Annotated in this window: 35 protein-coding genes; 10 read left to right on the top strand and 25 right to left on the bottom strand. The window is 66.3% G+C overall.

Translation table 11 applies throughout. The annotated features are described in order from the left end of the window. Window positions 1-103 precede the first annotated feature (103 nt). Together CLV70_RS40495 and CLV70_RS27050 are read right to left on the bottom strand one after the other, a co-directional pair. Window positions 104-376, bottom strand: a complete 273-nt coding sequence (locus CLV70_RS40495) for a type II toxin-antitoxin system HicB family antitoxin (RefSeq protein ID WP_211303898.1) — start codon at window positions 374-376, stop codon at window positions 104-106. Between the two features lie 538 nt (window positions 377-914). Then, complete coding sequence (locus CLV70_RS27050) at window positions 915-1,190, bottom strand: hypothetical protein (protein WP_106129407.1); 276 nt, start codon at window positions 1,188-1,190, stop codon at window positions 915-917. Window positions 1,191-1,343: 153 nt separating this feature from the next. Here CLV70_RS27050 and CLV70_RS27055 point away from each other — a divergent pair, with 153 nt between their 5' ends. The 7 genes from CLV70_RS27055 to CLV70_RS27085 all read left to right on the top strand — a co-directional run bounded on the left by CLV70_RS27055 (window position 1,344) and on the right by CLV70_RS27085 (window position 5,472). Then, the gene (locus CLV70_RS27055; RefSeq protein WP_106129408.1) at window positions 1,344-1,943 is read left to right on the top strand and encodes a hypothetical protein; all 600 of its coding nucleotides are present in this window, start codon (window positions 1,344-1,346) and stop codon (window positions 1,941-1,943) included. A 177-nt stretch (window positions 1,944-2,120) separates the two neighbouring features. Beyond that, a complete protein-coding gene (locus CLV70_RS27060; protein WP_158277832.1) occupies window positions 2,121-2,462 on the top strand; it encodes a hypothetical protein in 342 nt (113 codons plus the stop codon). Next, a complete protein-coding gene (locus CLV70_RS39225; protein WP_146164168.1) occupies window positions 2,459-3,184 on the top strand; it encodes a hypothetical protein in 726 nt (241 codons plus the stop codon). Before CLV70_RS27060 ends, CLV70_RS39225 begins: the two co-directional genes overlap by 4 nt. Next, the gene (locus CLV70_RS27070; protein ID WP_106129411.1) at window positions 3,181-3,495 is read left to right on the top strand and encodes a hypothetical protein; all 315 of its coding nucleotides are present in this window, start codon (window positions 3,181-3,183) and stop codon (window positions 3,493-3,495) included. Before CLV70_RS39225 ends, CLV70_RS27070 begins: the two co-directional genes overlap by 4 nt. Window positions 3,496-3,508: 13 nt before the next feature. Then, window positions 3,509-4,300, top strand: a complete 792-nt coding sequence (locus tag CLV70_RS27075; protein ID WP_106129412.1) for a hypothetical protein — start codon at window positions 3,509-3,511, stop codon at window positions 4,298-4,300. Between the two features lie 127 nt (window positions 4,301-4,427). Continuing rightward, window positions 4,428-4,838: a hypothetical protein gene (locus CLV70_RS27080; protein ID WP_146164169.1), complete on the top strand. Its 411-nt coding sequence runs from the start codon at window positions 4,428-4,430 to the stop codon at window positions 4,836-4,838. A gap of 142 nt (window positions 4,839-4,980) precedes the next feature. Beyond that, the gene (locus CLV70_RS27085; RefSeq protein ID WP_106129414.1) at window positions 4,981-5,472 is read left to right on the top strand and encodes a hypothetical protein; all 492 of its coding nucleotides are present in this window, start codon (window positions 4,981-4,983) and stop codon (window positions 5,470-5,472) included. A gap of 138 nt (window positions 5,473-5,610) precedes the next feature. Here the strand turns inward: CLV70_RS27085 and CLV70_RS27090 are convergent, their stop codons facing one another. Next, window positions 5,611-5,844, bottom strand: a complete 234-nt coding sequence (locus CLV70_RS27090; protein ID WP_106129415.1) for a hypothetical protein — start codon at window positions 5,842-5,844, stop codon at window positions 5,611-5,613. A gap of 129 nt (window positions 5,845-5,973) precedes the next feature. Between CLV70_RS27090 and CLV70_RS27095 the strand changes: the two genes are divergently transcribed. Continuing rightward, window positions 5,974-6,474: a hypothetical protein gene (locus tag CLV70_RS27095; RefSeq protein ID WP_106129416.1), complete on the top strand. Its 501-nt coding sequence runs from the start codon at window positions 5,974-5,976 to the stop codon at window positions 6,472-6,474. A 65-nt stretch (window positions 6,475-6,539) separates the two neighbouring features. On the opposite strand, the gene CLV70_RS27100 is transcribed toward CLV70_RS27095, so the two are convergent. From CLV70_RS27100 to CLV70_RS27175, 15 genes are all read right to left on the bottom strand, one after another. Next, a complete protein-coding gene (locus CLV70_RS27100; protein WP_106129417.1) occupies window positions 6,540-9,446 on the bottom strand; it encodes a hypothetical protein in 2,907 nt (968 codons plus the stop codon). A gap of 108 nt (window positions 9,447-9,554) precedes the next feature. Continuing rightward, window positions 9,555-10,007, bottom strand: a complete 453-nt coding sequence (locus CLV70_RS27105) for a hypothetical protein (protein ID WP_146164170.1) — start codon at window positions 10,005-10,007, stop codon at window positions 9,555-9,557. Window positions 10,008-10,030: 23 nt separating this feature from the next. Next, a complete protein-coding gene (locus CLV70_RS27110) occupies window positions 10,031-10,888 on the bottom strand; it encodes a hypothetical protein (protein ID WP_106129419.1) in 858 nt (285 codons plus the stop codon). A gap of 9 nt (window positions 10,889-10,897) precedes the next feature. Beyond that, window positions 10,898-11,791, bottom strand: coding sequence for a hypothetical protein (locus CLV70_RS27115; RefSeq protein ID WP_106129420.1), 894 nt, complete (start codon window positions 11,789-11,791; stop codon window positions 10,898-10,900). Between the two features lie 19 nt (window positions 11,792-11,810). Beyond that, the gene (locus tag CLV70_RS27120; protein WP_106129421.1) at window positions 11,811-12,101 is read right to left on the bottom strand and encodes a hypothetical protein; all 291 of its coding nucleotides are present in this window, start codon (window positions 12,099-12,101) and stop codon (window positions 11,811-11,813) included. A 387-nt stretch (window positions 12,102-12,488) separates the two neighbouring features. Then, window positions 12,489-12,737, bottom strand: coding sequence for a hypothetical protein (locus CLV70_RS27130; RefSeq protein WP_106129423.1), 249 nt, complete (start codon window positions 12,735-12,737; stop codon window positions 12,489-12,491). A gap of 70 nt (window positions 12,738-12,807) precedes the next feature. Further along, the gene (locus tag CLV70_RS27135; RefSeq protein ID WP_106129424.1) at window positions 12,808-13,902 is read right to left on the bottom strand and encodes an AsnC family protein; all 1,095 of its coding nucleotides are present in this window, start codon (window positions 13,900-13,902) and stop codon (window positions 12,808-12,810) included. A gap of 26 nt (window positions 13,903-13,928) precedes the next feature. Continuing rightward, complete coding sequence (locus tag CLV70_RS27140; RefSeq protein ID WP_106129425.1) at window positions 13,929-14,240, bottom strand: hypothetical protein; 312 nt, start codon at window positions 14,238-14,240, stop codon at window positions 13,929-13,931. Next, complete coding sequence (locus CLV70_RS27145) at window positions 14,237-14,446, bottom strand: hypothetical protein (protein ID WP_106129426.1); 210 nt, start codon at window positions 14,444-14,446, stop codon at window positions 14,237-14,239. The genes CLV70_RS27140 and CLV70_RS27145 overlap by 4 nt, the downstream gene beginning before the upstream one ends. Next, a complete protein-coding gene (locus tag CLV70_RS27150) occupies window positions 14,443-15,036 on the bottom strand; it encodes a hypothetical protein (protein WP_146164171.1) in 594 nt (197 codons plus the stop codon). The genes CLV70_RS27145 and CLV70_RS27150 overlap by 4 nt, the downstream gene beginning before the upstream one ends. Next, complete coding sequence (locus CLV70_RS27155; protein WP_106129428.1) at window positions 15,033-15,644, bottom strand: DUF6907 domain-containing protein; 612 nt, start codon at window positions 15,642-15,644, stop codon at window positions 15,033-15,035. The genes CLV70_RS27150 and CLV70_RS27155 overlap by 4 nt, the downstream gene beginning before the upstream one ends. Before the next feature lies 1 nt (window position 15,645). Beyond that, entirely contained in the window at window positions 15,646-16,002 is a 357-nt protein-coding gene (locus tag CLV70_RS27160; protein WP_106129429.1) for a hypothetical protein, read from the bottom strand. Continuing rightward, the gene (locus CLV70_RS27165) at window positions 15,999-16,559 is read right to left on the bottom strand and encodes a DUF6907 domain-containing protein (protein WP_106129430.1); all 561 of its coding nucleotides are present in this window, start codon (window positions 16,557-16,559) and stop codon (window positions 15,999-16,001) included. Before CLV70_RS27165 ends, CLV70_RS27160 begins: the two co-directional genes overlap by 4 nt. 102 nt (window positions 16,560-16,661) lie before the next feature. Next, window positions 16,662-16,943 (bottom strand): hypothetical protein, encoded by a 282-nt coding sequence (locus tag CLV70_RS27170; protein ID WP_106129431.1) that lies wholly within the window; start codon window positions 16,941-16,943, stop codon window positions 16,662-16,664. Further along, window positions 16,940-17,146, bottom strand: coding sequence for a hypothetical protein (locus CLV70_RS27175; protein ID WP_106129432.1), 207 nt, complete (start codon window positions 17,144-17,146; stop codon window positions 16,940-16,942). The genes CLV70_RS27170 and CLV70_RS27175 overlap by 4 nt, the downstream gene beginning before the upstream one ends. 253 nt (window positions 17,147-17,399) lie before the next feature. On the opposite strand from CLV70_RS27175, the gene CLV70_RS27180 reads away from it, so the two are divergent. After that, window positions 17,400-17,939, top strand: a complete 540-nt coding sequence (locus CLV70_RS27180; protein WP_106129433.1) for a GntR family transcriptional regulator — start codon at window positions 17,400-17,402, stop codon at window positions 17,937-17,939. After that, complete coding sequence (locus CLV70_RS27185) at window positions 17,936-18,712, top strand: GntR family transcriptional regulator (protein ID WP_106129434.1); 777 nt, start codon at window positions 17,936-17,938, stop codon at window positions 18,710-18,712. Before CLV70_RS27180 ends, CLV70_RS27185 begins: the two co-directional genes overlap by 4 nt. Window positions 18,713-18,780: 68 nt before the next feature. On the opposite strand, the gene CLV70_RS27190 is transcribed toward CLV70_RS27185, so the two are convergent. The 7 genes from CLV70_RS27190 to CLV70_RS27220 all read right to left on the bottom strand — a co-directional run bounded on the left by CLV70_RS27190 (window position 18,781) and on the right by CLV70_RS27220 (window position 26,686). Then, window positions 18,781-19,017, bottom strand: a complete 237-nt coding sequence (locus tag CLV70_RS27190) for a hypothetical protein (protein ID WP_146164172.1) — start codon at window positions 19,015-19,017, stop codon at window positions 18,781-18,783. Then, the gene (locus tag CLV70_RS27195) at window positions 19,014-19,553 is read right to left on the bottom strand and encodes a hypothetical protein (RefSeq protein ID WP_146164173.1); all 540 of its coding nucleotides are present in this window, start codon (window positions 19,551-19,553) and stop codon (window positions 19,014-19,016) included. Before CLV70_RS27195 ends, CLV70_RS27190 begins: the two co-directional genes overlap by 4 nt. Window positions 19,554-19,711: 158 nt before the next feature. Then, entirely contained in the window at window positions 19,712-20,155 is a 444-nt protein-coding gene (locus CLV70_RS27200; RefSeq protein ID WP_158277833.1) for a DUF4190 domain-containing protein, read from the bottom strand. 686 nt (window positions 20,156-20,841) lie between these two features. Beyond that, window positions 20,842-22,557, bottom strand: a complete 1,716-nt coding sequence (locus CLV70_RS27205) for a GDSL-type esterase/lipase family protein (protein WP_106129438.1) — start codon at window positions 22,555-22,557, stop codon at window positions 20,842-20,844. 10 nt (window positions 22,558-22,567) lie between these two features. Then, window positions 22,568-22,825 carry a hypothetical protein gene (locus CLV70_RS27210; protein ID WP_146164174.1) on the bottom strand — a complete coding sequence of 86 codons (258 nt, stop codon included), beginning with the start codon at window positions 22,823-22,825 and terminating at the stop codon, window positions 22,568-22,570. A gap of 58 nt (window positions 22,826-22,883) precedes the next feature. Continuing rightward, complete coding sequence (locus CLV70_RS27215) at window positions 22,884-26,360, bottom strand: hypothetical protein (protein ID WP_106129440.1); 3,477 nt, start codon at window positions 26,358-26,360, stop codon at window positions 22,884-22,886. Beyond that, window positions 26,357-26,686, bottom strand: a complete 330-nt coding sequence (locus CLV70_RS27220) for a hypothetical protein (protein WP_106129441.1) — start codon at window positions 26,684-26,686, stop codon at window positions 26,357-26,359. The genes CLV70_RS27215 and CLV70_RS27220 overlap by 4 nt, the downstream gene beginning before the upstream one ends. Between the last annotated feature and the right edge of the window lie 63 nt (window positions 26,687-26,749).

The raw sequence follows: 26,749 nt of genomic DNA on the forward strand, positions 1-26,749 counted from the left end.
GGGTTTCGACCGCGTTCGTACTGTGATCTCACGAAAGCGGCCCGCCTCCAATCGGGAGGCAGGCCGCAGGGAAGATGATCAGCCGAGTGGCGACGCCTGCAAATCAGCCGGCTGGGACCAACGTCGCGCGGATCGGAAGCTTCCGTACCTTCTCTCCGATCTCTTCTTCCACACGGTCCACCGTCACCGTCACTGACTCGTCAGTTAGGTACAGCCCGATGGCCTCGCTAAGCGCTTCGAACAGCTCGGTCAGGTCACGCCCGCTCGCGAAGCACCCTGGCAGGTCGAGCACCTCGGCCCAGTAGCCGTTCTCGTCCTTGTGTACTTCTAGCTGGAACCTTCTGACCTCGCTCATCGCGGCGCGCCCCTCGATCATTTGAGCCCTGCTTGCTTGAAGATCCGGCTTGTCAGGTCTCGGCTGTACTGCTGCCCGTTGCATGAAGGCAGGGTGATCGGCCTTTGGCCCTGCTTCTCCATCTTTACGACGTGCTTACCGCCTTGGGTTCGAACCCACCCGTTTCCCTCCAGGATCTTCTGCATCTCTGCCTGGTTGGTCGTCTTGGGAAGCGGCTTCTTCCACAGTCTCACGGGATTTGGATCCTCACCATACGTCGAAAGTGCGAAGTCGCTCCTGGCGTCAAGTTGACACGCCGCATCTTTCACACGCAAAACGGATTCCGGGTCGAAAACGGGCTGCACGGTTCCGTGACCACGGGCATACGCAACGTAGGGCCGCCCGCCTCACACAGTCAATAACCGCCATGCGCTCGGTCGAGACATGGCACCTTCCGGTGTCCGCAACGCGACACCTGGCCACTTCTGCGCAGCGATCCAGCCGCCATGCGCTCGGTCACGCTTGAGGCCGCCCAGCAGGTACTGCACCGAAGACAGCCACGCGGGACGACCGATTGGACCTAAGCCGCCTCGACGCCCGCAGCTCGGCAGAGCTGGCGGATGCGTTCGGTGGTATACCCAGTGAGCTTGCTGATCTCGGCTTGGCTGCGCCGGCCGTGCTTGATGTCGTCCACCAATGCATCGATCACCTGGGGGCGCAGGCGCGCGATCTCGCTTTGAACCTCGGGCAGCCGGCGTCGCAGCCGGGCGAGCTCGTCGCGGGCGGCGGCGAAATCCGTAGCGAGGCGCTCGAGGTCCGGAGATTCCGATGTCACGAGGCCATGCTGCCACAGCACTCAGCCCAAATCTACTCACTCTTTGGGGTGACCGAGCTTCCCTCGACACCCCAAAAACAACTAACATTTGGAGTGTAAGCAGGTGGCCTCGACGGGTGGTGAGAGACCCGCCGAGGCCCAGTCCGACAACCTGAGCAACCAGGGAGCCGAACCATGCCGAACGCTACCAACCTCGCCCCGCGAAGCATCAGCGGCACGTACGGGCACCTCACCATCACCTACACCCGCTTCGACACCCACTGGGCCGTCATGGTCTTCTCCGGACCCACCCGCATCGAAGAGCTGTGCGGCACCTACACCGAGGCCGCCCCCGCCTACCGCGAATGCCAGCGCATCGCCCGCGCCGCCCACCAGGGCGTGCCCGTCCACGAAATCATCGCCACCAAGCCGGCCGAGCTCGTGCTGGCCGCGCTCGCTGAGGTGGTCGGCACGGCCAACCAGCTCGCCCCCCGCCTCGCCGATGCCGTCCCGGCGCCGGCCGAGGTTCGGCAGGTCCGGCCGACGCTCGCTAGGGCGCACCTGGCCCCGCTCGAGCCCGCCCAGGTTCGGGCTCTGCGCCTGGCGGATGTCCACGCCGACCGCACGGTGCGGGCCAGTCGGCAGGCCACCCGCGCCACGCTTAACGCCCTTGCCCGCAAGGGGTACGGCACCCTGAACTTCCAGCCCGGCCTCGGACGGCGCCGCGTCGTCGAGTCTTTGACGCTGAACGCCCGCGGTGAGGCGTACGTCGCGGCCGAGAGAGTAGCCGCGTAACACCGTCGGCCACACCCGGCAGAAGATCAGGAAGCTGACACCGGGTTGCACGGGCAGAGCGAACTGCGCGAGTCTGTGAGCTTCTGATGGCCGAAGGGCGGGGGTGCAGTGAGGTCGGCAAACGGCGTCAAGAAAACGAGCGGTTTCAATCTCGCACTGCTGTGCGCGGTCGCGGCCGTGGAACTTCTCGTCGTCGCCGTAGCCAGCATCGGCTTCGACGAAGTCGCTGACGCCTCCCCCTTCGGCCGCACAGGCACCGCATTGCTGGCGGTCGCGAGCACGGTGGTCGCATGTGTTGGTGCTGTAGTCGGCTGGCGAGGTGCGAGCAGGGCGCTGCAGGTGACTACGGCGGCAGCCTTGTGCATCGCAGCCGGCCTCATCGCGCTGACAGCCATGGTGCTAGCCATCAATGGCGGAAACACGATCATCTTCGCGTTCCTGCTCGCCCCCGCTGCCTTATTCCTCGCGCTGATCTGCCGCGCTGTCCTTCAGCCGGGCGACGAAGAGCGGGGGCTATGAGCGCTATGCAGCCAGGCAACCCGGCCCCGAAGCTCCAACAGCAGGCCGCGCAGCTCAGTCAGCTCGCCCAAGGCCTCGCCGCCGCGACCCCGCAGCGAACCGAGGGAAGCGACGCCACCGGGTGGGTGCGCGTCAGCCTCGGGCCGGACGGTGCGCCCACCGACATTCGTGTACGAGACGGTTGGCGGCAACGCATCGCGCCCGAAGCACTCGCTGCTGCTGTACTCGACGCCAACCGCGATGCGGTGCGACGGGCCATGGAGTCGTGGATCGATGCACTCGACCAGCAGCGTTGGTGGCGCCGCCGGGCCGATGTCGATGAGTTCGCTGGCGAGGCGGGACAATCGGATCTGCCGGCGCCTCCTCACGGGCTCACGCGTGACGTCAACGACGTCGCCGAGGAGGCCATCACCGAACTGCAAGGCGCGCAACGGTCCGCCTCCGCCCCGGCGGATCAGGAGCATGAGGGTGCTGACGACGGACGACACGTTGTTGTCCGGGTCGGGCAGGGCGGACTGTTGGCCTGCGACATCGTTCCCCGTTGGGCGGAACGCGAGGAAGGATCCGCAGTCAGCGCGGCCCTATCCGTGGCACTGAAACGGGCGAGACCGGAGCCTCCGCCTCCCCCAAGCTCATCCCGCGCTGACGATCTTGTCGCTGACGCGCTCGCCACCTTGCTCTCCATGACCGCGAACCCGACAACCCGGAACGGTGACCAATGACCGGACCAACCCCAGAACAGGTCACCGTCGCCACCAACGCCTTGCGCAACGAGGCAGGCGAATGGGACGAGCAGAGCGGCAAACTCGCGACGCTCAGCTCCACGGTCGCCGGCATGGAGTTCGGCCGACTCGAAGCCGGCCTGTTCCAGTTGATGGTCGGCCCGTACAACGACGTCATCCATGCCGTCAGTGCTCGCTGTCAGGAAGGCGCGTCCGCGATGACCGGGATCGGCTCCACGCTGCGCGACGTCGCGAACACCTACGACGCCGAGGACAAGGCCAACGAACACCGCATCCGCAACATCTACTGATCTGGGATAGCTCATGTTCAGTCAAGCGCAGTACGAGGCCGTCATCCGAGAAATCGAGACGGGGCTGAAAACCTTCGAAGGCCAGCTTGCCCAGGTCATCCCGGCGGCGAACAGTGCGGCCGGTCGCTGGTACGTCCCTCCGCCGGTTGCTGAAGGCTTCAAGTGGATCGCGGAGAAGACCGTCGAGGTCGGGAAGGCCATCCTTGACTGGTTCATCGATCTACTGAAGGGCGCTGTGGCGCCGATCTTCATGTTCATCGACTCGTGGCGCTGGATGGACATCAAGGGCAAGGCCAACGGTGTCGCGACGGACCTCTCCACCCAGAACCTCGTTGTCGACGACACGGACTGGTCCGGGAAATCGCGGGACGCCTACCTGGCGGCGGCCGGCGCCCAGTCGTCCGCTGCGGCCCGGATCGGCTCGATTGCCGGTAGCACGTCCCTCAATCTCTTGGCGTGCGCGGGCGCGGGCCTCGCGTTCTACATCGTCCTGGCCGGCGTGCTTGCGAAGTTCATCGCAGCTCTGGCTGTGTCGATTGCCGGCATGGGGTCGGGGATCTTCTCGGGTCCCGGCATCGCGCTGTTCCTGGAAGAGGTGGGTGTCAACACCACGGTGATCGTGACGGCCACGTCGACCCTGGCGGCGTTTCTCGGCGCCCAGGTCGCTGCCATGATCACGCTGCATGGCGACGCCGTGGACCCGAGCAGTTTCCCGAACGGCGTTTGGCCCATGTCGAACACGTCGCAGTACAGCGACGCGACGGTCAAGGACGGCGACGCCGACTGGTCCCTGAAGGGGAAGTAGCGGGACGTCCCCTAACTGTCCAGGGCTGGACAGTTGGACCAGCCACCGCGTTACGCAAGAGTTGATCTAAATTCTTCGATCTTGGGTAAGTGATCTCCACGGCAACACTGAGAAGGAGGTCAACACCATGACGACAACCCTCAGCACGACGCCAACCGGCAGGCCCGACCAACGCCGGCCCGACTGTCCCGGCTGGTGCACTCGAACTCATGACGAGGCGTCAGACGAGACGGTCATGCACGAGTCGATGGCAGTAGCCGTCTCGGGCATCCAGGTACAGGTCAACCGCCTCCTAGGCAGCGAGACAGACCGCTGCTACGTGACTGGCGAAGCCGACCTGACCTTCGACGAGGTTCGTGAATTGCGTGACCGACTTAGCGAGATGCTGGTGCTCATGGGGGGCGAACTCGACGACCTGCACACCACATTCCAGGCGATGGTTGTCGCCGCGTTCGGTCCGGACGACAACCCAGGCGATCCCCTCGCCTTCCAAGCGATGCTGACCTTGGCCGCCAAGGAAGCGGCGAAGAGAAAGTAACTTCCGCCAACTCGAGGCGCCTGGCCGGCCATTCGACCGGCCAGGCGCCTCGCCAACGAGACGGCGACCCGACAGTGGGGGATGGTCCCGGGCTACACCTTGACGCATCCCTGAGTGCGGAGGGTATCTATATAGTTACAGCATGCATGGACAGAAGTTGATTGAACACAGTGACATCACTCGGGTCAGCCTCCGCACGTGGAAGCTAACCCGCAGTATGTTCGGCGAGTTCGTCGAAGCCCACTGCTCAAGAAGCGGAGGCTTCCGCAACTACCAGCTCGATGCCTGGCTTAACGACGCCAACGACTACGTCCCGCTCACCAGACACGGTGGTGACAGCCCAACCCTCGTGCTCATCGACGACAGCGGCAGCGAACTCTGGCTCGGTGGTTGCGCCTCGGGATACTCCGGCGAAGGCGTCTCAGGCGCCGGCTACATCCTGCGTTCCGAGGGTTTCAGCTCTGCCCATATCGATCTGCTGCCGCACGCAAAGCTTCTGCATCTACGCAAGGACCAGGCCGAGCCGCTCGCTCACCGGGAAGCCGATGAGAGGCCGCAAGTGCGTGAGCCCTGGTCGCAGCATATTGAGCGCTTAATCGCGACCGGCTACTTCCGGGATGTCGAGGCCGCCTGACTGATTGGCGCGGCGAGCGACTCGGCGCCCTCGGAGGAGCGAGCCAAACGAATTCACCTGAGCGGCACACGATCACGGCTGAGAACGCGGATGCCTTACCCAATCTCGAGGTTGGGCGAGGCATCGCGTACGGACCGGCTACGTGGCTGAGCCGAGCGAAACCATGACGACCACTTCGGAAGCGCCTGGGTCTTCGTCAACGAGGTACCAGATTCGCTCGGTGACGGTGCCGGTTTGGTTCTTCCAGCTGTCGGGCTTCTGCCGCACGTGGACCTTCTCGCCCTTGGCCGGCACCTCTGGCAGGAAGAGCGCCTTTGTGAGATCGCGGTCGTTCTCGACGTTGCGGAAGGTCACTCGGAACATGTCCTTCATGGTGCCCTCCCAGACGGGTTACAGCGAAACCCGATCCTTGGAAACACCGACTCACCCATGACCCACTGTTAGCGCAAGGCGACTGTACGTAGGCTCGCTTTGCGATACCCGACCGAACGGAGCCGCCTCGTGACCGACTACCAGCCCATCACGGGCATGCCCTGCGACGCCACGCATCCGTTTCCGGCCCCACATGGCGCAGACTGGATCGACTCGATGGAGTACGGCGAAGACCAACGGCTTCAGTCAGGTAGCCGGCTCGCCATGCATGACCGTGACTCGACGCCGATCTGGCGGGCGATAGCCGCGAACATGTGGGGCACGGACTGCTACGGCGAGCACCTCGCTGCCGTCGCCGCCGATCCGATCCTGGCAGCCCACACCATCGCGATAGCGGCGGTCGCCTACCCGCCAGAGAACACCGACATGATCACCAGATTGGGATTCGACCAGTCCGGTGCGGGGCAGGTGTTCGCGGCGCTTCGGCAGGAAGGCCAAGAAGCTGGCCGCACCATCGTCGACGCGATGCCATTGGACCTGCGCAAAAGCGCGCTGGCAGAGTGCGTGGCGCACATCAATCACGGCTTTACCGCCATGCGCCTCGACATCGGCGCTCGCTTTCCTGGGTAAGCCAGACTCGACGCGAACGAGACCCCGCCCCCTTGCTGGGCGGGGTCTCACGGTTTGCCGGACAACTACCGACGGGGGTTTAGCGCCTCGCGGACCTGCCGCTGCTGCTCCTCGATCCACGCCCGGGTCTCCGCGGCCAGCATCGCCTCACGCTCCATCGCGACCACATCCACCCCGCCCACCGCAGCCTGACCCGGGGCGGCAGGACGCCGGTGGGCGCCGCGCATCACCGTCAACGCCGCCTGCGCGCGGTCGAACCCAGCCGGGAGGATGGACCACCTGGCCTGCTTCTCACTGTCATCACGCGCCACCAACGCAGGATCGTTTTCCAGCAGGCTGTTGCAGGCCCGCATCACCGTCGACTCCGCCGGCACCCCGTCGTTCTTCGACCACGGCCCATCCACCTGCTTCCACCACGACGACCGGACCATGTCCGCCTGCACCATCGACGGCTGGCCCTCCTCAACCCTGTGCATCAGCATCGCCAACACCACATCCGTGGCGGGCAGCTTCGGCTTCACCACCGGGGCGACCGCATCCGCCGGGACGACAGTCGGGCCGGGCTCCGGGTCCGCCGCGTTGATCAGTTCCTCGCGGCCGGACTTCGTCTTACCCAACTCCCACAAGTCCATCAGCCCATGCCGGCGGAACACCTCCACCGTCTCCGCCGGCAGTTCGGGAGCGTGCAGGTACTGCACGCCCGGGACCGGGCTGCTGTACGGGTCGAACATGCGGTAGTACAAGGCGTCCGGGTCCTCGGGCTTACGGGGGATGAACGCCGACCGGTACGCCACCGGTTCCCCCTTCATGTCCTGCATCACCAACATGCCCGGCAGCGCCGGCAGGGTCGACGGCATCAGCCCGCCCGTGTACCCGGAGGTGCGGGCGGTGTGGTCCGACACCCTCATCAACTGCATGAGGATCTCCGCCATCTGCTCTTTCAAGTTCTGATCCGCCCAGTCCGACAGCCCACCGCCCTGCGTCGCACCCTCAGCGAAGATCGCCGTGGCGCGCTGCAGGCGCACCTGCGAGCTTAGGTAGGTGATGAACTTCTGATCCCGGGCGTGCATGTGGAACTCTTCCCACGTCACCCGGATCGGCGGCCCGCCGGCGGTGTCCCATTGCGGATCGGCGGGGACCTCGATGCCGTTGATGCCGGTCGCGGTGCGGGTGTTGATCCACGCCTGGCGGCGTTTCATCTCCGCCCACATCGACTCGCGGATCACGTCGCGGTGCTCGTTGGTGTGCCCCATCGGGAAGACACCCATGAAGTCGATGAAGTCCATCAGCGACTTTCCGGCGTCGTGGATGACCGGCAGGATCCCCAGCAGCAGGTCGTTGTACGCCGTCACCTGGGAGATCACCGACTTGCCCATCCCTGTAACCCCGATGCGGACACCCCCGCCGGCCTGCCCCGGCTGCCAGTGACGGCGGTAAACGGGCTGGCCGCGCATGTCCCGGCCGGCGAACCCCCACCGCACACCCTTGCCGTCGACGTACACCCCCGACGGTCCGGGGTGGCGCACGTTCTCAGCGAGGGGATGCTGGTCGTACAGGGTGACCAGGCCGTGGTTGACCATCGGTTTCGGGTCGGAGCCGTCACCGGTGAGCCGCTGCGGCTGATACGCCAGGTCGATCATGCCGGTGTCGAGTTCCAGCATCGACGTCAGCCACGGCTTCATCGCCACGAACGGCGACACGGCGGTGCCGCGGGGTGCGAGGACACCGGGTTCGGCGCGGATCAAAAACTCGTGGCCGATGACGAAGTCTTCGCCGTCGAGCTGGGTGGTGAGTTTGCGGGTTTCGTCCACCACCACTTCGGTGCGCCATAGTTCGAACCCGGCGCCGGTGAGGTCGCGGCGCTCGCGGGCCTGGTCGGCGATGCGTTGCCACCGGTCGGCGAACTTCCTGCCGGCGGTGATCCGGTCGTCGTCGGGCAGGACCACCTTCCGGGCGGTGGCCTGCGCGGCCTGTTCGGCGGCCTGCTTCGCTTCCTCCGCCTGCCGGCGGCGGTTCTGCTGCTCGGCGGCGATGGCGGCCAGGCGTTCCTGCTCGGCGCGGGCGGCAGCCTCGGCGGCTTCCCGCGCCGCGCGGGCAGCAGCTTTGCGGCGCTCCACCAGGGCCGCCCACGGGTGGTAGTTGACCAGGCCGATCATGACAGCGGCCATCATGTTCACGACCACGCCCTGCCAGTTGTCCAGCCGCGCACCCAGGGTTTCGGCGATGACCAGCCACAGACCGGACGCGAGGACTCCGGCGGCGATCCACCGGGCGTGCGACATGGCCCGGGTGCGCAGGCTGCGGGGCAGCTCACGCAGGGTGTAGCCCATGCGGCGGGCCCAGACGAGTTCCCCGAGGTAGACGGCCCAGTAGGCGAGGACCGCGCCGCCGACCATCAGGCATGTGCCGAGGGCGTACGTTTCGAGTCCGCCGAGCCGGTCGAGCAGCGCCCAGTCGGTGACCAGCGCGGCCAGCGACACCGCGGCGGAAGGGGCGTGCCCGCGCAGGCTGTCCCGCAACTGCGAGGCCTCCTGGGCGCTTGCGGTCTTCAGCGCGGCCAGGCGGGCGTTCGCGGCGTCGGTGGCGGCCTTCGCCATCGCCGCGCGTTTCTCCGCGAGGGCCTGCTGCAACCTGCCCCGGGCGGCCTGCTTCGGGTCGTCGTCGGACGGCAGCGCCCGGCCGGGCAGCAGTTCCACAACGTGTTCGGGGCAGCCCCGCATCTTCGGCCGCGCCAGGGTGGCGTCGGCGCGGGGGAACACCCATTCGCCGCGCGGGCATCCCGGGTCGGCGGGGCACATCCACCACACCCCGACCGGCAGTTCGGTGTCGTCGGACACGGGCCGTTCGTGGTCGTGGCGCACCGCCGGGCCGTCGGGGGTTTCCTTCCAGTACCGATGCAGGGACACACCCTTGGGCAGGCTGTCCTTGCGGGGCGGCTGCGGCCTCGCGGGCGGGGTCAGGGTGTCGGTCACAGGGATCTCGTCCTCGAAGTCGCGGTCCAGGGTGCGGGTGGTGGGTGTTCCGGGCGGTTCGGGACCGGCCGAACAGCAGGGGTTCGGCCGGAACCGGAGCGGCCGGGGTCAGCCGGCGCGGCGTTGCGCGTCGACGTAGGCGCCGTCGGCGCCGGTGGCGTGCAGCTGCTCGGCGATGGCCTGCACGTGCAGGTTCGCGGTGGCGCCGGCCTGGCAGGCGTCGCGGGCCTGCGCGACGAGGTTGAGGCTGCCTTCGGCGATCTGGGTGAGCATCCCGGCGATGGTGCGGATCTGTTCCTGGGAGTAGCGCTCCCCGAACGATGCGGTGAGGTAGCCCATCAGGTCTTCGTTGGTGATCGCTTCGCGGGTGAGGTCGGCGCCGACGTCGAACAGGATGGTCAGGGCTTGGTGGGCTTTGTCGAGGAGCAGGTATTGGCGGGTGAGGGACACGGCGGCGACGCCGGCGGCTCCGGGCCCGTCGGGGGCGACGAGTGTCCCGGCCGTGGAGCCGGCTGCGGGGGTGGTCATCGTGCCGGGTGTGGTGGTGGCGAGGCTTGTCATGGTTGTCCTTTACGGGTTGGCGGTCAGCCGGCGGCGGTGGGGCTGGTGGCGGCGATTTCGTGGCCGAGGTTGTCGATGCGCTGTTGGTAGTCGTCGAGGGCCGGGTCGGGGCCGGGTGTGGGGGTGTCGCCGACGGTCGCGGCGACGCGGAGCGGCGGTTCCGGCTGGGGGGTGAGGGGCTGCCAGTCGGGGGGCAGCGGCCGGGCCGCGCCTGTGTCTTCCTGGGCGTCGGACTGCCCGGGCAGGGTCTGGCCGGGTGCCGGGTCGGTGCGGGGGTCGTCGGGTCGGCCGCACCGGTCGCAGAGGCCGTTGCGGAGGACGCCGCGGGAGCAGCGGGGGCAGCCCCGGACGGGGTTGACCTCGGCGACGTCCGGTCCGGCCGGGTCGGGCTGGGCGGGCTGTCCACCGCCGGTGTTGTCTGTGGGCTGTTTCCACCAGCCGGGCTCGTTGTTGTCGCGGCGCTGCCGGGCGCCGGCGCGGCCCTGATCCCAGCCGTTCTTGAACCGGCGCCACCCGACGAGCAGGTTCCGCCATGCCCTTCCGGTGACCCGGCCGGCGGTCTCTCCGCTTGCCGGGCGGTCGCCGCGGGTGGCCGGGTCGGCGACGAACCAGTCCCGCAGGGCTTGGCGGTGGCGTGCCCGTGCGGCGCGGTCGTCGTCGAGCCAGGCGAGGGCGTCGGCGTAGCGGTTGATACGCCGGTCGGCGCGTTGCTGGGCGAGGCGGTCCCGTTCGTGGGGTTCGCCGTGGAGCAGGTAGTCGAAGCCGAGGACGATCCCGGCGACGGCGAGGCCGGCGAACCCGCCACCGATGGTCAGGCACGCGGTGAAGAACGCCTTGGCCTTGCTGTCGTCGGAGCTGCTGGTATTGGGAGGCCTTGTCATCGATATCTCCTAGAACGCCGAGAAGACGGTGGTGAGGCCGGTCTCGGCGTTCGCGGTCAGGGACGCCCACGTGACGCCCAGGACGGTGAAGACGGGGATGGAGTACATGGCGGCCCACTGCGACCACTTCTCCGGGATCCAGTCACGGAGAAGGTCACCGAGCCCGATCATCACGAAGAGGGCAGCGGCGGCGACCACGCTCATGCGGAGCAGCCACACCAGCCCTTCGGACAGGTGACCGCCGGCGAAGTCGTTGAGGTAGATCAGGGCCGGGATGTGCGCGAAGCCAACGAACGCGCAGATGACGGTGGCGAAGTACATCCACAGTCGGTAGTGGCCCTGGGCGTGGTGCGCCTTAGTGAGGATCTTGTGCGCGTAGACGGCGGTCACCAGGGAGACGGCCAGCACGGCGACGCCGGTCGCGGCTCCCCGCGGATTCGTGAACAGGCCGACCAGGGCGGCCCAGCCCAGCGGGATGGTGGTCGGCACCATGAACGCCGCTTTGAACGCCTCGTCGTCGGGCGTGCCGTCGGTCATGTCGTGGACCAGTCCTACGAGGCCGTGCAGGGCGTGCCAACCGGCGGCGATGGTCGCGACTCCGAAGATGACGCTGACCCAGCTGCCCAGCCCGGTGCCCCACCCGATGAGCCACTCGGCCAGCGGGTAGGCGCCATAGGCGAACAGGCAGCCGGCAGCGATGTAGAAGAACAGGGCGACGAACTTGGTGATGCGGGCCTTGTTCCACTTGCCGCTCTTTCCGGCGCCTTTCTGTGCGGCGTCACCTCCGCCGCCTCTCCCGCCCTTCGTGGCGTTGGCGAGAAATTGTCCTGCGCCCCACCGGAAGGCAAAGCCGAGGAAGATTGCCCCGAGTTGCAGGTAGTGGGCGTTGAGCCACTCGTTCACGGTTAGTTCTCCTGTTCGGTCAGGCGTGGGAGGCGATGGCGATTACGAGGAAGACGGCGAGCAAAACGGCGCCGGTGATCGCGGCGCGGGTTTTGCTGGCGAACAGGACGTGCGCGGCGCCCCAGCACGCCGCGAGACCGGCGGCCTGGGCGAGGCCGGCGGCGGCGGAGGCGAGTTGCCCTGCAAGGCCGTGGCGTACGGCGTCGCGGTCCGGCCAGATGCCGGCGACCGCTTCGGCGACGGTGGGCGGGAGCGTGGCGGTGGCCGTGTGGCTGGTCAGTGCCTCGGCGAGCGCGTCGCCGTGACTCAACGCAGAGTGATCATCGACCGGAAGGACCGGAGGCATTGGAACTTGCGCTGGGGGTGTGACAAGCCTCAGCGGCGGACGTTCCGGCGCATCACCGCTGATGGCGCTCCGGTCCGGGCGCGCGCCTTCAGCTTGCTTGCGTGCAAGCAAACCGGAAGCGGCCCGGTCACCGAGGGTCACAGGCTCGGTCCTTCCTGGAGGCCGGCCGCTCGGGCGACGGCGGAGAGGCGTGGTACCGGGTGAGGCAGCTGAGGAAGAGGACGACAGCGGCGAACACCGCCGTTGCCGAGATTTCGGCCCCGTCGGGGTGCAGCCGTACGCCGGCGCCGGCCGCCATGAGCGACCCGAGGAGGACTGCCGCGGAGAGGCGCACGTGCGTCGGGTCGGTCGTCATCGCGCCGCCCCCGCCTGAGCGACTCGGACGAGTACGTCGGCCATGAGGGATGTGGGGACGAGTCCCTGCTCGATAGCGGCGATGGTGTGGAATCCCTCGGCGACCAGGCGTCGCTCCTGAGCGATCTTGTCGAGGGGCCAGGAGCGTTCCTCGGTCTTGAAGTCGATGATCGCGGCGGCCTTGCGGAGCTGCTCCGCGGCCTCCTCGAGGTAGTTGGTGCGCGTCGCGTGGACGGTCTGGGTCATGATGTGGGTTCTCCTTCGGGAGTGCCCGGCGGGACAGCCAGCCTGCGAAGTTGATCTGTCCCGTCGGGTGCTACTTGGCTGCGTCAGCGAACTGTTGGCCGTTGATCGGGTTCTGCGTCAGAGGTGCGTCACCGGTTGCGTCACGGAGCTTCTCGACGCGACGCAGGACAGTCGACGGAGAAACACCGCCGACCTTCCTGGCGGCTTCGCGAGTGGAAAGGCCCTGCGTCAAAACGAGACTCGCCGCCTGCGTCGCCGGGTCTGCGTCAGTTGCGTCACCGCTGGTCAGGGCCTGCGTCACGTGCTTCACGCGGCGCGCCGGGGAGACTGCGACACGTGCGTCACGTGCTGCGTCAGACTGCGTCACGGGCTGCGTCACCGTTGCGTCATCGTGCTGCGTCACGTCGTACGGCAATGGCGCAGCGGTGGTCCACTGGGTGCGCCTGACGCGCCGCATCACCTCACGGATGATCTCTTCGTCCGCGTCCAGCGTCAGCCGGGCCAGCCGAGTCCGCAGCTTCTGGCGCTTGCCCTCAGGGCCGTACAGGCTGTCGTAGTAAAGATCGGTCATCCGCTGGATCAGCCGGTCCCTGTTGACGGTCTTGACGTCCCGGTCGTCGGCGTCGATCGCGCCCATCAGAATCAACAGCTTCCGCGGCGTCCACTTGAAGGAGCCAGCCTTGCGCGGGCTGTCGCCGAGGACGCCGTCCCACCAGAGCTTGGTGAGAACCAGCGGGATGATCGGCCGGAACACGGCGACAACCAGGCCGCCCTCGACGAGGCCGAGGACGAACCCGAACAGGGCGATCAGCGATGCGATGAGCCAGGCGCTACCTCCGTGCGCGCCGGTGCGGCCGATTCGGTCCATGCTGTCCTTGGCGCGCAGCATGGCGACCAGGAGCGCAAATTCCAGAACCGCGAACATGGCGATTCGCAGCGGGGCCGGAAGGCCGAGGAATTGCGGCCCGGTCAGAATCCATACTGCGTCGGCAGACCAGATCATGCCTGCGAACATCACGGGGCCGACAAGCTTGTCGGCGATCTTTCCAGCCTTGGAGTTTCGAACTTTGCGACCAATGACGATTACGACTGCCAGCGCTAGTAGGGCACCGCCGAGAATCGCCCTCCAGTCGCTTAGTATTGCGTTGATCGCGTTGTCGATCATGTTCGTCCCTCCCTCCGTGTGAGTGATCAAGATTGAGTGCCTTCGTGGATGAGGTCGTTGAGCTGGGCCAGGATTTCGGCGGCCTGGACCAGCGGGATCGAGGTTTCGTTGCCGGGCACCTCGAGGCGCAGGAAGGTGTTGGTCGGCCACGGGCATGCGGCCTGGGTGATGTAGGCCGAGCCGATGCCTGATGGGGACAGCCGTCCGCGGTCGGTGACGACGAGCCGCAGGTCGATGTTGATCGGCTCTGAACGGTGTTCGCCGCCGTCGGCCGGCAGGGTGTCGACGACCGTGCACAGCCGTGGGGAGCACCAGGTCGGGTGGTCGATGCCGTTCACAGCGGCATCTCCGAACAGTCGTGCACGTAGTCGGTCTGGGTGTTGACCACGAACCAGGTGTGGACTGCCACCGCTCCGCCGCAGCGGGTGCAGATCACGTACCGGTACACCTCGCCCATGCTGTGGACGAGCGAGTAGGGCATCTCCCACCAGCGTTTCGGCACCGCGTCATAGTCGACGGTGATGACCTTGGGCTCCCGGGTCACTTGTCCACCAACCCGTGCTCCAGGTTCGACCTGTCCGCCTGGTCGGCCGCATCGATGAGAGCACGAGCAAGACGCTGGGTCGTGCCGAGCGACAGACGCTCCCGGATCCAGTGCTTACGTGTGCCGTCAGGGCGGATCGAGAACTCGACATTCGCCGGCCGGACGCTGCAGTCCCGGCGCTCCCGCTCACGCCGGTACTCGGCGGTCAAGAACTGCTCACCGTCGCGGTCGACGGCGTGAATGAGCTGGTCCTCGTGAAGCGGAAGCCGCGGAGCGAAGGTCAGCAGGGCCTCTCCGAGGCCGCGGGCCTGACGGACCGTCAACTGTCCGCCGTCCTCGTCGAGGTAGTCGTCTCCGATGGACAGGTAGACCGCGACAGGGCTGGCACCGTCCTCGGAGTTTTCGTAGGCGTACAGCTCGATACCGATACGTTCGTCAAGGTCGTAGGACCGGAAGTTAGTGGCCGTGGACCAGTGGTTGAGCTCCCCGCTTGGTCCCGGTGTGCCAGCCCGGCACTCGCCGGCACACCACGTCGGGAAGCGGCATCCGGCGGTTGTGGCGGCGGGGCGGTCGAGCAGCACGGCGGTCATCGGATGCTCCCGACGGACGGGCGCCGACGGATGCAGGTTCTATCCCCGAGCTTGAAGTGTTCCGGGTTGTCGTCGCGGTACTCGAAGTCGGAGAACTCGTCCGGGTCCGCGGTGACGAAGACCTGAACGTTGTCGCTGGGCTTGTCAGCGAGGACCCCGTACACGTGCATCCAGCCACCATCAACCTCGATGAGGTCGCCGATCTTCACGTCGGAGGCGAACACCTGCAGTTCACCGGACAGCTGTCGAGCGGCGGCCATGAGGGCCGCGCCCAGGTCGTACGCCTGTTGAGCGGTGAAGACAGCGTCGGTGTATATCAGGTTCCCGGACCGTTCGATGTTGAGGTCGATGTACTCCTCGGACGGTTCCTCGAGGGCGTCGTAACGGCAGACGACCAACTCCACATCGGCGGTGTTCGCGTCCTTCATGTCCGGGGTGCAGGGCAGCGTAAGGGGCACCGATGAGTGCATGATCGCGTCGCCGAAGTGGCCCAAGTCGGTGCACGTTCCGTCGCAGAACGGTGGGCAGGCGGGCCGGGTGGCGTCGAACCGGGCTTGCAGCGAGAGCAGGTAGTCGTGGCTGGTTGTGGGCTCAAGTACGGCGGTCACGTCACACCCCCTGCGCGGTCTGCTGGTCGGCGGGCCAGGTGGCGTCATACGCCTTATAGATGCGCCAGAACTGGAACAACAGGTCGTCGGTCTGCTCGTCGCAGCGGAAGCTCAGGACGTCGCAGAGGATGTCGCCGACCAAGCTGCGGATGTGGCTGAAGAGTCCGGATTCGATCCAGTTCCAGTCGTCCTCGGTGAAGGTGCTCATCACCTTGTCGAGCTGGTCAGCGGTCACGTCTCGCAGGCCGGAGAAGATTTCCGGTTCAGCGTGGATGTGCGGGATTTCGGCGTTGCTGCTGCGCCACAGGCAGGAGGTGGCGCAGCCGCCGGCATCCGGCGCGACGAGGGTGGCGATCATCGGATCGGCTCCACGAACGCGATGGCCGTTGAACCATGGATCCGCCGGCGCACCCGGACGGGCGCGGTCGTGGAGTGCTGGTAGCCGTCGGAGTCGACGTCGTCCTTTTCGGGCGTGAACAGCGCTGCATAGTCAGCGCTGGGGAAGATGAGCAGCCCGTTGACCTTCTGCCAGCCGTCCGGGGTGTCGATCTCGTCGCCGATGCGGACCTGTCCGGCGGGAATGTTCAGGACACCGTGCGGGGCGGGGTCGGCGTCGTCGGCTGCGTTCATCAGCATCGCGGAGAGCTGGCGGGCTCGGGCCGGGGTGAACACCAGTTCGCTGGTGGTCGAGTCGGCGAGCAGGCAGATCTCGACCGGGCCCGGCTCGTCGGCGATGTCCGTGCGATACACGGACACGCTGATCGTGGTTTCGGTCTCGGCACCAGCGCGAGCGGCCATCGTGTCGAAGCCGCTGCTGTGGTGCAGGTCTTCCCACTCGTGGCAGTCGCCGTTGCACCAGGTGATGGCGGCGAGACATGTGGGGTTCGGGTCTTCGGGTTCCAGCAGAGTCGTCACGGGCTGAGCCATGATCAGACCTCCGGGTTGGGCTCTTGGCTGGCCGGTCGGCCACCGATCCGGACCCCGGCTGTCGAGGTCCGGACGGGGAGGCCGACCGGATCAGCGGGAAGCGCCCTCCATGACGGCGACCAGGGCGGAGACCGACGCGAGGAGCTGCCGGGCGCCGGCAAGGTCGAACGTGTCGTCACCGACATGCAACAGGGGGATCAGTTCGTCCTCGATCTGCGACACCCGCAGGTCCACCGGCTTGCCGCAGTTCGGTGCCTGCTCGATCTGGATGGGGTTCGTCTCGTGGATGACGGTCTCGCCGGCCGGCTCGTTGTGCGAGCGGAAGCAGTACGGCGGGCAGGTGACGGCGGGGACGCTCAGCAGGTCGGTCATCGTGCGCCCGCCAGGTTGAACAGGGCGTCGATCTGCGCGGCGAGCTCCGGGCTCTGGACGTTGAGGGCTGCGGCGTGGCTACCGCCGTGCTGGGAGACGTACTCGTTGACGTTGGCCTGCTGCTCCGGGCTGAGACCTCGGGTCAGGCGCTCGGCGTAGTTCGGGCCCAGGAGGGCGGTGAGGTCGGCGTCGGTACCATTCACGGTGGGACGACCTTTCCTGTTAGCGCTGGTGAGTTGCGTTCCTTGGCCCCGGGCAGGCGTTGCAGTCGCCGCGCCCGGGGCCGCTTTCGTGTTGCTTGCTCCTTGCTGACCCGAACCTTAGTACTTGAAGTACTAAGGTTGCAAGGAGACTGGCACATCTACTCGCGCGTCACCCGGCCTGAGTACTCCCGGTGCCTTAGCACTAAGGATCAGGGAGCATGATCGGAGCGCTAACAGGAAGAGGGGTACCGCCATGAGCGAACTAAGCTCAAGCAGCTCCGACCGCTACGTCCAGACGCAGCAAGGCGACGCCTGGGCCGCCGATGCCGCAGCCCAGGGCAAGGTCGGCACACAGCGTCTACTCGTCGTAGAGACGGGGCCACCAACTGAAGAAGTCCGCGACGCCCTCCAGCTCGACACGGGCGCGGAGGTCGTCGTACGACGGAGGCTCATCCTTGCCGACGGCGAGCCCGTCGAAATCGCCGCCTCCTACTACCCCGCCGCCATCGCCGCCGACACCGCATTGGCCGAGAACAAGAAGGTCCGCGGCGGCGCCGTCCGAGTGCTGGCCGAGGGCGGGCACCCGCTGGACGAATCGATCGAGCGAGTCACTGCGGAGCGTCCCACCTCGGAAGACGCCGAGCTGCTCAACGTCGCCGAGCATGAGCCCCTGATCGTCGTCCGTCGCGTCAGCTCCCCTGCCGGCCGCGAGCCGGTGGAGTACGCCGTCAATCGGATGGTCGCGAGCAGGGTCGAGCCGCTCGAGTACCGGATGCGGAACACCGAGCAGTGAGCGCCCCGAACCGTGTCCCCGACGATGGTGTCCGGCAGCGGCAGCAGCAGATCGCCGCGAACCTACGCGCCCTGATCCTGTCCGGCGACCTTCGCGCCGGCGACAAGGTCCCGTCCACGGCGGACCTCATGACCCAGTATGGGGTGACCGACAAGACCGTCCAGCGGGCGCTCGCCATTCTCAAGGCTGAGCGGTTCGTGGAGGGTCAGAAGGGCCGCGGGGTGTTCGTCACTGCGCACACCCCGACCGTCATCCAGGCCAGCCATTACCCGCAGCCGGCCCGCGACCAGCCATACAGGTGGATCACCGACAACGCCTCTCGTGGCAGGGCCGGCAGCATCGAGCTCTTGCACGTCGGTGAGGTACCCGCGCCGGCCCAGGTGGCGGCTGCCTTCGGCCTTGAGGCCGGTACGCCCGTGGTGGTCCGCCAGCAGCTGTTGAGCTTGGACGGCCAGCCGGCTGAGTTGGTGTGGTCGTATTACACGACCGAGGTGGCTCGCGGCACCCGGCTGGCGGAGAACCGAAAGATCCGCGGAGGGACGCCGGCAGTCCTGGCTGAGCTGGGTTTCCCACTGCGCAATGCCGTCGACCAGGTGCTGGCGCGGCTGGCGACGGTTGACGAGTTCATCGCGCTCAGGTTGCCCGAGGATATGCCTGTGCTGCGGCAGCTTCGCGTGGTGTTCACCGAGGAGCAGCGGCCGATCGAGGTAACGGTCATGGTCAAGGCGGGCCAGCACTACGAGATCCAGTACGAGCTTCCCAGCGCGACATGATCGGGAGGGGGGTCGAATGGCCTCCTCTTGCGCAATGCCCGCTGCGGGCTTCGTCTATCGATCCACGATCAGCGAAAAATCTGAACCTTAGTGCCGAGGATCGTAGTAGAGCAGCCATTGAACACGTCGTACTCCACCACCGGCGTAATGCCCAGGCCGCCACTACCTTCTGCCTGTTTGGCGGCCAGGGCACCGGCCTCGCGGCACAGAGTCCACCGGTACGTCTGCAGCGACACCACGCCGATCACCGGCAATGACACCGCAAAAAGCACCGCTGAAATCACGATCGCTGTCGTACGAGTCATGACTTCACCGTCCAGTAGCCATACTCGGAATCGGAGAAAAGCGAAGAGATTTTCAGTTGCACCTTCGATCCGCTGATCTCATCTGGCGGCAGATCCCATGACACCCATCCGTCCGTGTTCTGCCCAGCCTTCAAATCCGCAGACTCGAACTCCGGCTTGCCGTCGAATCCAGCGAATGACGGTTCTCGGACCTTACCGTTCTTTTGCACCAACGACAGCTCACACGAACACGCGAACGTCTCGCCCTTTGTCACGTCAACACGCAGGAACGCCAGCAGGTAGGCGCCGTTCTCGGCCTCTGAACCAAACTCACTGCGGGTCTCCACCTGCGCCTTCGACAACGTGTACGTCGCCGACAAGCTCCCGGTGTCCACGGTCAACTTCTGGCCCATCTTCACGGCGACCGGTCCGACGTTCGTGCCCTTACCAGCGGCACCCGCCGCACCGCCACCTTCAGTAAGTGAAGGGCTCGCGCCGCAGGCCAAGGCCACTACGGCGAGAACCGCCAAGCCGACGGTGAAAGTCTTGCTTCTCATGGGAGCTCCATGGATGGGCTGGGTTCGGGGCTGGTTCCGGCCGGATACCAGCCGACCGCACCGTGACCAACTCCGGAAGCGACGACGTTGAAGTGGTCTGATTGGGCAATCGCAATTAGCCGTTCGACCTGAAAAACCGCCAAACGGCGATACGCAGATTAGGGCGTTGGCGTTGGGGAGACATCAGGTGTCGCGACGCCCAAACCACCGAGGAAGAAGAACAAGGCCCACGGCACGATGAACACATAACCAAGAACCAGACCTGTCACGGCGAGGCCTCGCCCACCCTTGGATCCGTTCTTCGTGTCAATCAAACCCGCGTGACCCGCGACGATAGCCACGAAGCATGGAATGCCGAGCATGCACCAGCCCCCGAGTGCGCCGAGGATGCCGAGCACCATGGACGCGGTTGCCCAACCCGATGTGGGAGCGGCGGGCGCTACGACGACCTGCTGGTATACCGGCTGCTGATACACCGCCTGGGGGGAGTACTGCTGCCCGTACGGGGTCGCCGGCGACATCGGCACTCCCGACACCGGATATCCATACGTTGGCGGCTGGGCCGCGTAATGATCCGGCGCGGCAAACTGCTGCGGGTGCATGGGCCGAGTGGGCGGCAGTTGCTGAGGGTCGTACGACATGAGGAGACCTCGGCTCGGGCTGGGTCAGGGCTGGTGGCGCGGCCGAGCACCAGCCCTGGAGACCCGACCGCACCGTGCCCAACGTTGAGCCGCCTCTAGTGAAGTGGGTCATCCGTACCTCCATTGCCGCCGAGCGGCATGTTCCTCGTCAGCCGTACGGCCAGCCCACGACGAACGCGCACGAGTTCCCACCAACCGACACGTGTTGCGCTGCCGAGAATTACCTTAAAAGGGGCGTAGCATAGCTTTATGCTCCCGCTTCTTGACCCTGAGACCGGCAACCGCTTGGACGAAGACGACACGCCGCGAACCCGGGAGGAGGTCGCGCGGCTCCAGGTTCCGTGCCCTCGGTGTACGTCTCCCGTGACGTTCAGTCCGCTGGACGTTGGAGGTTTGGAGGCGGTCGGCGATCGCCGGTATCGCGCCGGCAGACACTCGTTCAGCTGTAATTGTTACTCGCAAGATGTGGCATAAGCGAGAGCACGTAGAGGCCACTTACTGGCCCTCGAGAGCCGCCTCAGCAAGGGCGCTATCAATTTCGGCCAACGCTTGCGCCGCTGCCTGAGCCAAGGCCAGGAGGTTCGGGTCGCCAACCGAAACCGATTGATTGCAAAGTATCTGCCGCAGCAAAACAAGCGTCTGCGCGGTCATGTGAGCGGCCCGACCGTCGCCCCGTTGATCCGGACGAACAGCCCTGCGGTGGTGGTCCACATGTCACCGTCGACCGGAGTGGTCGGGGCCGTCCCATGGGGGACGTTCAAACCGGCTTTGCCCGTCACGCTGGCTGCGGTGTTCAGCCTGCCCGCAATCTTTGTGGTGTGGTTGGCGGTGCCCAGCGCAATCTCGTTTGTAACGTTCGTCGAAGCCCCGGCTCCGCTCGTATCGCAACCAATAGCGACGGACCCCCAGCCAGTCGCCGACGTGAACGCACCCAGGGCGGTTGCATAGGACCCACCACCTCCGGCAACTGAGTTGTAGCCGATGGTGGTGATGTAGTTGACCGCCGTCGTCGACGCCTGGCCTGTGCCGTAACCGAGACTAGTTTGCCCAACTCCGGAGGTAGTGGCGTTCGCGGCTGTTCCAGCCGGGGAGTACTGCGAGTTGTGCCCGACCGCAACGTTGTTCGCACCGGTCGTCATGCTGAACTGGGCGTTGCTACCGATGGCAACGTTCGCAGCGCCGGTGAAGAGGTTGAACTGGCTGGCCTGGCCGATCGCAACGTTGAAGTTCGGCGTGGTGATTTTGTTCTGGGCCTGCTGGCCGACCGCCACGTTGTTCACGCCCGTAGTCAGCGCGACCTGTGAGTTCTGGCCGATCGCAATATTGTTTGCGCCAGTCGCCAGCGGCTGAGCGCCGCCGCCGAACCGCAGACTAGACGCAACGCCGGGGTTGACGCCCGGGAAACCAAACCGGGCGGCGACAATGCCCATAGTCGTGGCGGGCAGTTGCGGCGAGGATAGCTGTGATTTGAGCTCAACCTGCCGGGCCACGGACTGAACGGGGTAATCGGCCAGGGGTACCATGCCGGGGAAGACCGCGATCGCACCGATTGACTGGACCAAGGCGACGACCTGATCCACCTGCGCGGCGAGCAGCGCGGGATCGACGGACTGATAGACATCATTGACGCCATGCTCGACCACCACGTAGTCCGGTGTTTGCGGTGCAACGTCGGTCGCGAAACGGGCGATCATCTGCGCCAGGGTGTTGCCGGGTACGCCAGCGTTCACGACTGTCGTCTCGCCGAGGCGGGCATCGAGAGCGGCCTTGAACCCGGGCAGGATGCCCGCCGTCCAGGAGTCACCGAGCCAGACAATCTTCTTGCCGCTGCCGGCGAACACGTACTGTCCGTTGGCTTGGGCGTTAGCGGCCCAGTAGCCATAGGCTCGAGATCCGTAGGGGTCGGCAGTGATGTGGGAGCTGTTGGACCACAGATGCGCAATCTCGGTGTTCTGCGCCATCGTCACGGATGTTGCTGGAGCGATCGTCAGATTGTTGCTGTTGACCGCGCTAACCTTGACGAGCTGCTGGTTAGCAGTTCCCGGGTTGAGGATCAGCACGCTCCCGACGACGAAGTTTAATGCTGAGGCGACGGGAAGCACGGTGCCGCCGGCCAGTACTTGCGCAGTCAGTGTCGTCGCCCCATTAATTTGCCCGGTCACCCAGACGTTCGCGGCGGTGAAGAAATTGTTGTAGACGTCGAGGTAGTAGACCGGCTTGCGGACGATCGTGTTGAGCGCTTCGGACAGGCCCTGCACCTGAGACTGGTTGATTGAGATTGGGTCATTGCCCGCGAGGTTGTGTGTGGCGGCGTGTGCGGCTTGCCCGAGCAGTTGATATCCCCCACTGGCGCTGTACTTCATTCCCTGCCCCTCAGTAGCCTGTGACCATAACGGTCGGAGTGCCGGCCGACCGCAGGCGGACGACCGAGTTAGCGCCGGCGGTCTCGTCGGGGACGTCGACCGCCGCCAGAACGGGTGGTACCACCTGATTGCCGTCCTGGTTCGAGGCCACCGCGGGCACCGGCACGTTCTTGGTGTTGAAATAGATGGTCGCCGGGTTGGAGACGACGACGATGCGGATCGTTCCGCAGTTCTGGTTCAGCGTGAACACGCGTTCGACGTCAGCCACGAGCGTCGCGTGGAGTGGCGAGGCGACCATCTGTTATCCAATCCTTTGTGACAATTCGCTAACTGCCCAGTGCGGCGACCACGTTGCCGTTGTTGCGGGCCTTGATGTTCTTCTTCAACCCGTCCACCAGGAAATCCCCGGTGAAGCCGGGCGCGAAGTCCAGGACGAACGTGTGCGCCCCAGCGATCGCCAGATTGCTCGACACGGCAGCGTCCAGATCCGCACCCAATCCGGGGAACGAGGTATCGGTGACCAAGCTGGTCACGCCCGCCAGCTCCGCGCCCAGCGCCTCCTTGCGGGAAGCGATACCGTCGATCAAGCCGGACATGATCGCCTGCCCCTCAGGGCGGAGCATGACCCGGTCCTTCGAGATCGGGCCCTTCTTGGACTTGATGTACGTCGCCAGGCTGGTCAGGTAGTAGCCCAGGTTCCGCTTCTGCGAGTCGATGCCCTGCTGCAGTCCCTGCGCGACGATCTGGCCGACGTTGTACAGGATCTGACCCGGCCTGTCCCAGGGCGACTGCACCTGCGTCTTGAGGCCCTTCGCGGTCCGGTTCGTCGCCGGGTACATCGCGGCGATCCCGTTTGCCAGGCTCGCGCCTACGTTCTTGCCGGCCGAGGTCAGCGTCGACCCGGAGTTCGTGAACTGGGCGGTCACGATGTTCTTCAGCCCGACCGCGGTGTTCTTCGCCGTCGGATACCTCTCCCCGAGACCCTTCACCAGCCCGGACACAAGGTCCCGGCCCTTCTGCGCCAGGGTGCCGGTGACCGTACCCACGCCCTCACGGACCTTGGCGACCATCTCCCCGGCCTTACGCTTCAACCCGGCCAGACCGTCACCGATGCCCTTGATCAGCCCGTTGATCAGGTCGTCGCCGATAGCAGCCATCACCGTCGACGGCGAAGCGATCCCCAATCCCGCCTTGATCCGGCCGACCAGAGAATCCGGGCCCTCCCAGAACAAGCCAGGGATGTTGTCGCCGACCTTCCCGATCGACCGCTTCAGCCCCTCCAGCAGACCCTCGCCGAAGTCCGAGCCGGCGTCGTCTCCTGCCTGCCGCAGGTTACCCAGCCCCGGCGATGACGTGGTCTTCTTGCCGCTCTTGCTGCCGAGTATCCGGCCGACCCCCGTCAGCGCATCCGCGGCGCCCTTACCCGCGCCGGTCGCGTTGCCTTCCCTGCCGCCGAACAGCTCCCTGATCGCCGTCATGAAAGCGTTCAGCTTGTCGATCCACCCGTCGATCTTCTTGACCCACCGGGCGGCCTTCTGAATGCCGTCGACGATGCTCTCGAAGAACTGGCGGATCCCCTCCTGATGTGCCGGGTCGTCCAGCCAATCCGACACCTTCTGCAGGCCGTCGGCGAACCCCTCGAGGGCGGACTTGTCCTTACCGACGTGCCGGCGCCCCGTGATGATCGTGATGATGCTGCCGATGATCGACACCACGGACCCGCCGATCCGGAAAATCTGGTGCATCGCCTCCGTCGCCGCGGTGAAGAAGTCCTGCAACGCACCGGACTTCTCCCCGGCCGCGACCCACTCCGAGAACTTCGTGACAACGTCGGCGATCTCGTCGCCGAGCGCCTCCAGGAACGGTGCACTCGCGGCCGACAGCGTCCCGAACGCCTCCACCAAAGGCCCGGACACCGCATCAAGGATCTTGTCGAGGCCCTTACGGAACCCCTCCGCACCCGTCTCGATGTCCTGGATGAACTTCGGCTTCCCCAGACTCTTACCGAGGTTCTTGAAGAAACCGTTGAACGTGTCCGCGTACGAGCCGAAGATCCGCCCCAGCGGCTTCTTCCACCTACCCGCCAACGTGGTGATGACCGTGTCCAAGCCCGCGAACAGCCGCTGCTGCACATCCAGCCGCAAATCATCGAAGGCAGGCTTCAAACGCTTGATCGCATCCACGAACGCCTGCGCCGACGGCGCCAGCTTCGGCAACTGCGACGCCAAACCACCACCGCCCGCGGAAGCGGCCTTCTTGTTCGCCTCCGCCAGCGAGTCCTGCGCCGACGCCAAAGAGTCGTACGACGACTTCAGGCCATCGTTCGCGGCGATGATCGCGTTCTGAGCATCCAGCACGCCGGCCTGGGCGTCCTTGACCGCCTGGAACGCCTGCCGCTGATCCTCCAGAGCATCCCGGACCTTGTCGGAGCCCTCGACGCCCTTCCGGTTCGCGTCAGCCGACGCCTCACCCAAGTCTTCGGTGGAGTCCTTCGCCTCCTCAAGGGCCTGCTGGGCCTGCCGATACTCCAGGTCTGCGCGCTGAATATCCGGCAGGACACCGGTCTCCTTGGCCTCATTCAGCGCCCGAAGCGCTTCGGTGACCCGCAGGGCGGCGTCTTCCTCATCAAGCCTCGCCCCGGCCAGGGCACGGTTCAGGTCCTCGATGTCCTCACGGGCCTCACGACGGGCCTTGTTCACCGCCTCCTGGGCCTGCTTCGCCCGCCGCTGCGCCTCACTGACACGGCGTACGGCGTCGTCGTAGCCGCGCTCCGCCGCCTGCACCCCACGCGTCGCCGCAGCGATCCCACGGCGGGCGGACTCCACCCCCCGCTCCGCGGCGGCGATCCTGCGGGCCCGTGACGCCGGATCCTCACCCGCCGAGCCGCCGCCGGCCTTCGGCTTGAACGCCGCACCCAACGTCTCCGAGATCCCGGAAAAGCCGAGCTTCAACGCACCGAACGCCGCCAGCCCACCCGCGATAGCGCCAGGGACCGACGCCGCCGCGCCAGCCACCGCGGACACCGCACCCGCGGCTACCACCGCCGCGCCGCCCAGCGCCGCCATGCCCGCGGTCGCCACCGCGAGGAAGCCGACGATCGCGCCGATCGGCCCCGCAGCGGTGGTGAACGCCCCGACGAGGTTCCCGCCCAGCTGCGCCGAGTTCCCCGCCGCCTTCTGCAGCGCACCACCGAGGTCAGCGACCGCGGACGACACGCCTGCGATGTTCGGCAGGGCCTTACTGAACCCCCGCAGAGCAGCGCCGACACCGGTCAGCGCGGAAGCACCCCGGCCGGTGTCGACGTCCACGTTGACCGTGACGGTCTGCTTGACCCTGTGGGCGACCTCGGCGAGCTGCGCCCGCAGCCGCGTCTCGTAGGCGGCCTTCTCCCCAGGCTCGGTCGGGATCTCAATCCGCGACTGCGCCTTGATCGAGGCGAGCTGCGCGGCCAAGCCGGCACGCAGACCGGCCGTATCCCCATCAACGGGGATCTTGATGGCCTGCCGGGACAGGGCTGCGGTCTGCCGGCGGACCTCCTGCTGGAACGCGGCCAAAACCGGGTCCAGCTCGACCGGGACCTTCGGCACCCGCGTCCGCTTGACCTTCTCCGGAAGGACGGAGGTATCGAACTCCGGCTCAACCTTCACCTTGATCGGCTTGGTGCCGGCCGCGTCCTGAATGGCCTTCGAGAAGTCGAGATCCTGAAAGCTCTTCTCCAGGCCCTTACGGATCGACTTCGCCAAGCCCTTGAGTTCCGCAACGATCTCAACGCTGATCTGGCCAACGCTGGTCGGGGACGTCATGCGGTCCTCCGCGCCCGATACGCTTCGGCAGTACCGGCCGCGTCGAGCTCAGGGATCAGTGCCAGCTGGTCCAGGATTCGCCGCAAGATCGCTCGATCGCCGTCGGTCGCTTGGTCGCCCAGCATCAGGGCAAGGGAGATGACCCCACCCAGCAGCGGCATCGCCGGGAAGTCCGACGCGATGCGCTCCACCTCGGCCACGTCGCCGTCAAGAACGGCGATGAGCAGGCGGACGGCGTTGAATGCATCGGGTGCGATCATTGGCATGTCGGGCGTCAGCCGGTCGGCGGCCGTGCCATCGCGGTTCAGGAACCGCTGACCGCTCATTGCCGAGCCCTGTGGTGGTGGGGCGCAGGAGGCCTCAACGCGGCGAAAGTTGAAACCGCTCCG

The sequence above is a fragment of the Pseudosporangium ferrugineum genome (assembly GCF_003002065.1).
In the GTDB taxonomy this organism is placed as follows: Bacteria; Actinomycetota; Actinomycetes; order Mycobacteriales; family Micromonosporaceae; genus Actinoplanes; species Actinoplanes ferrugineus_A.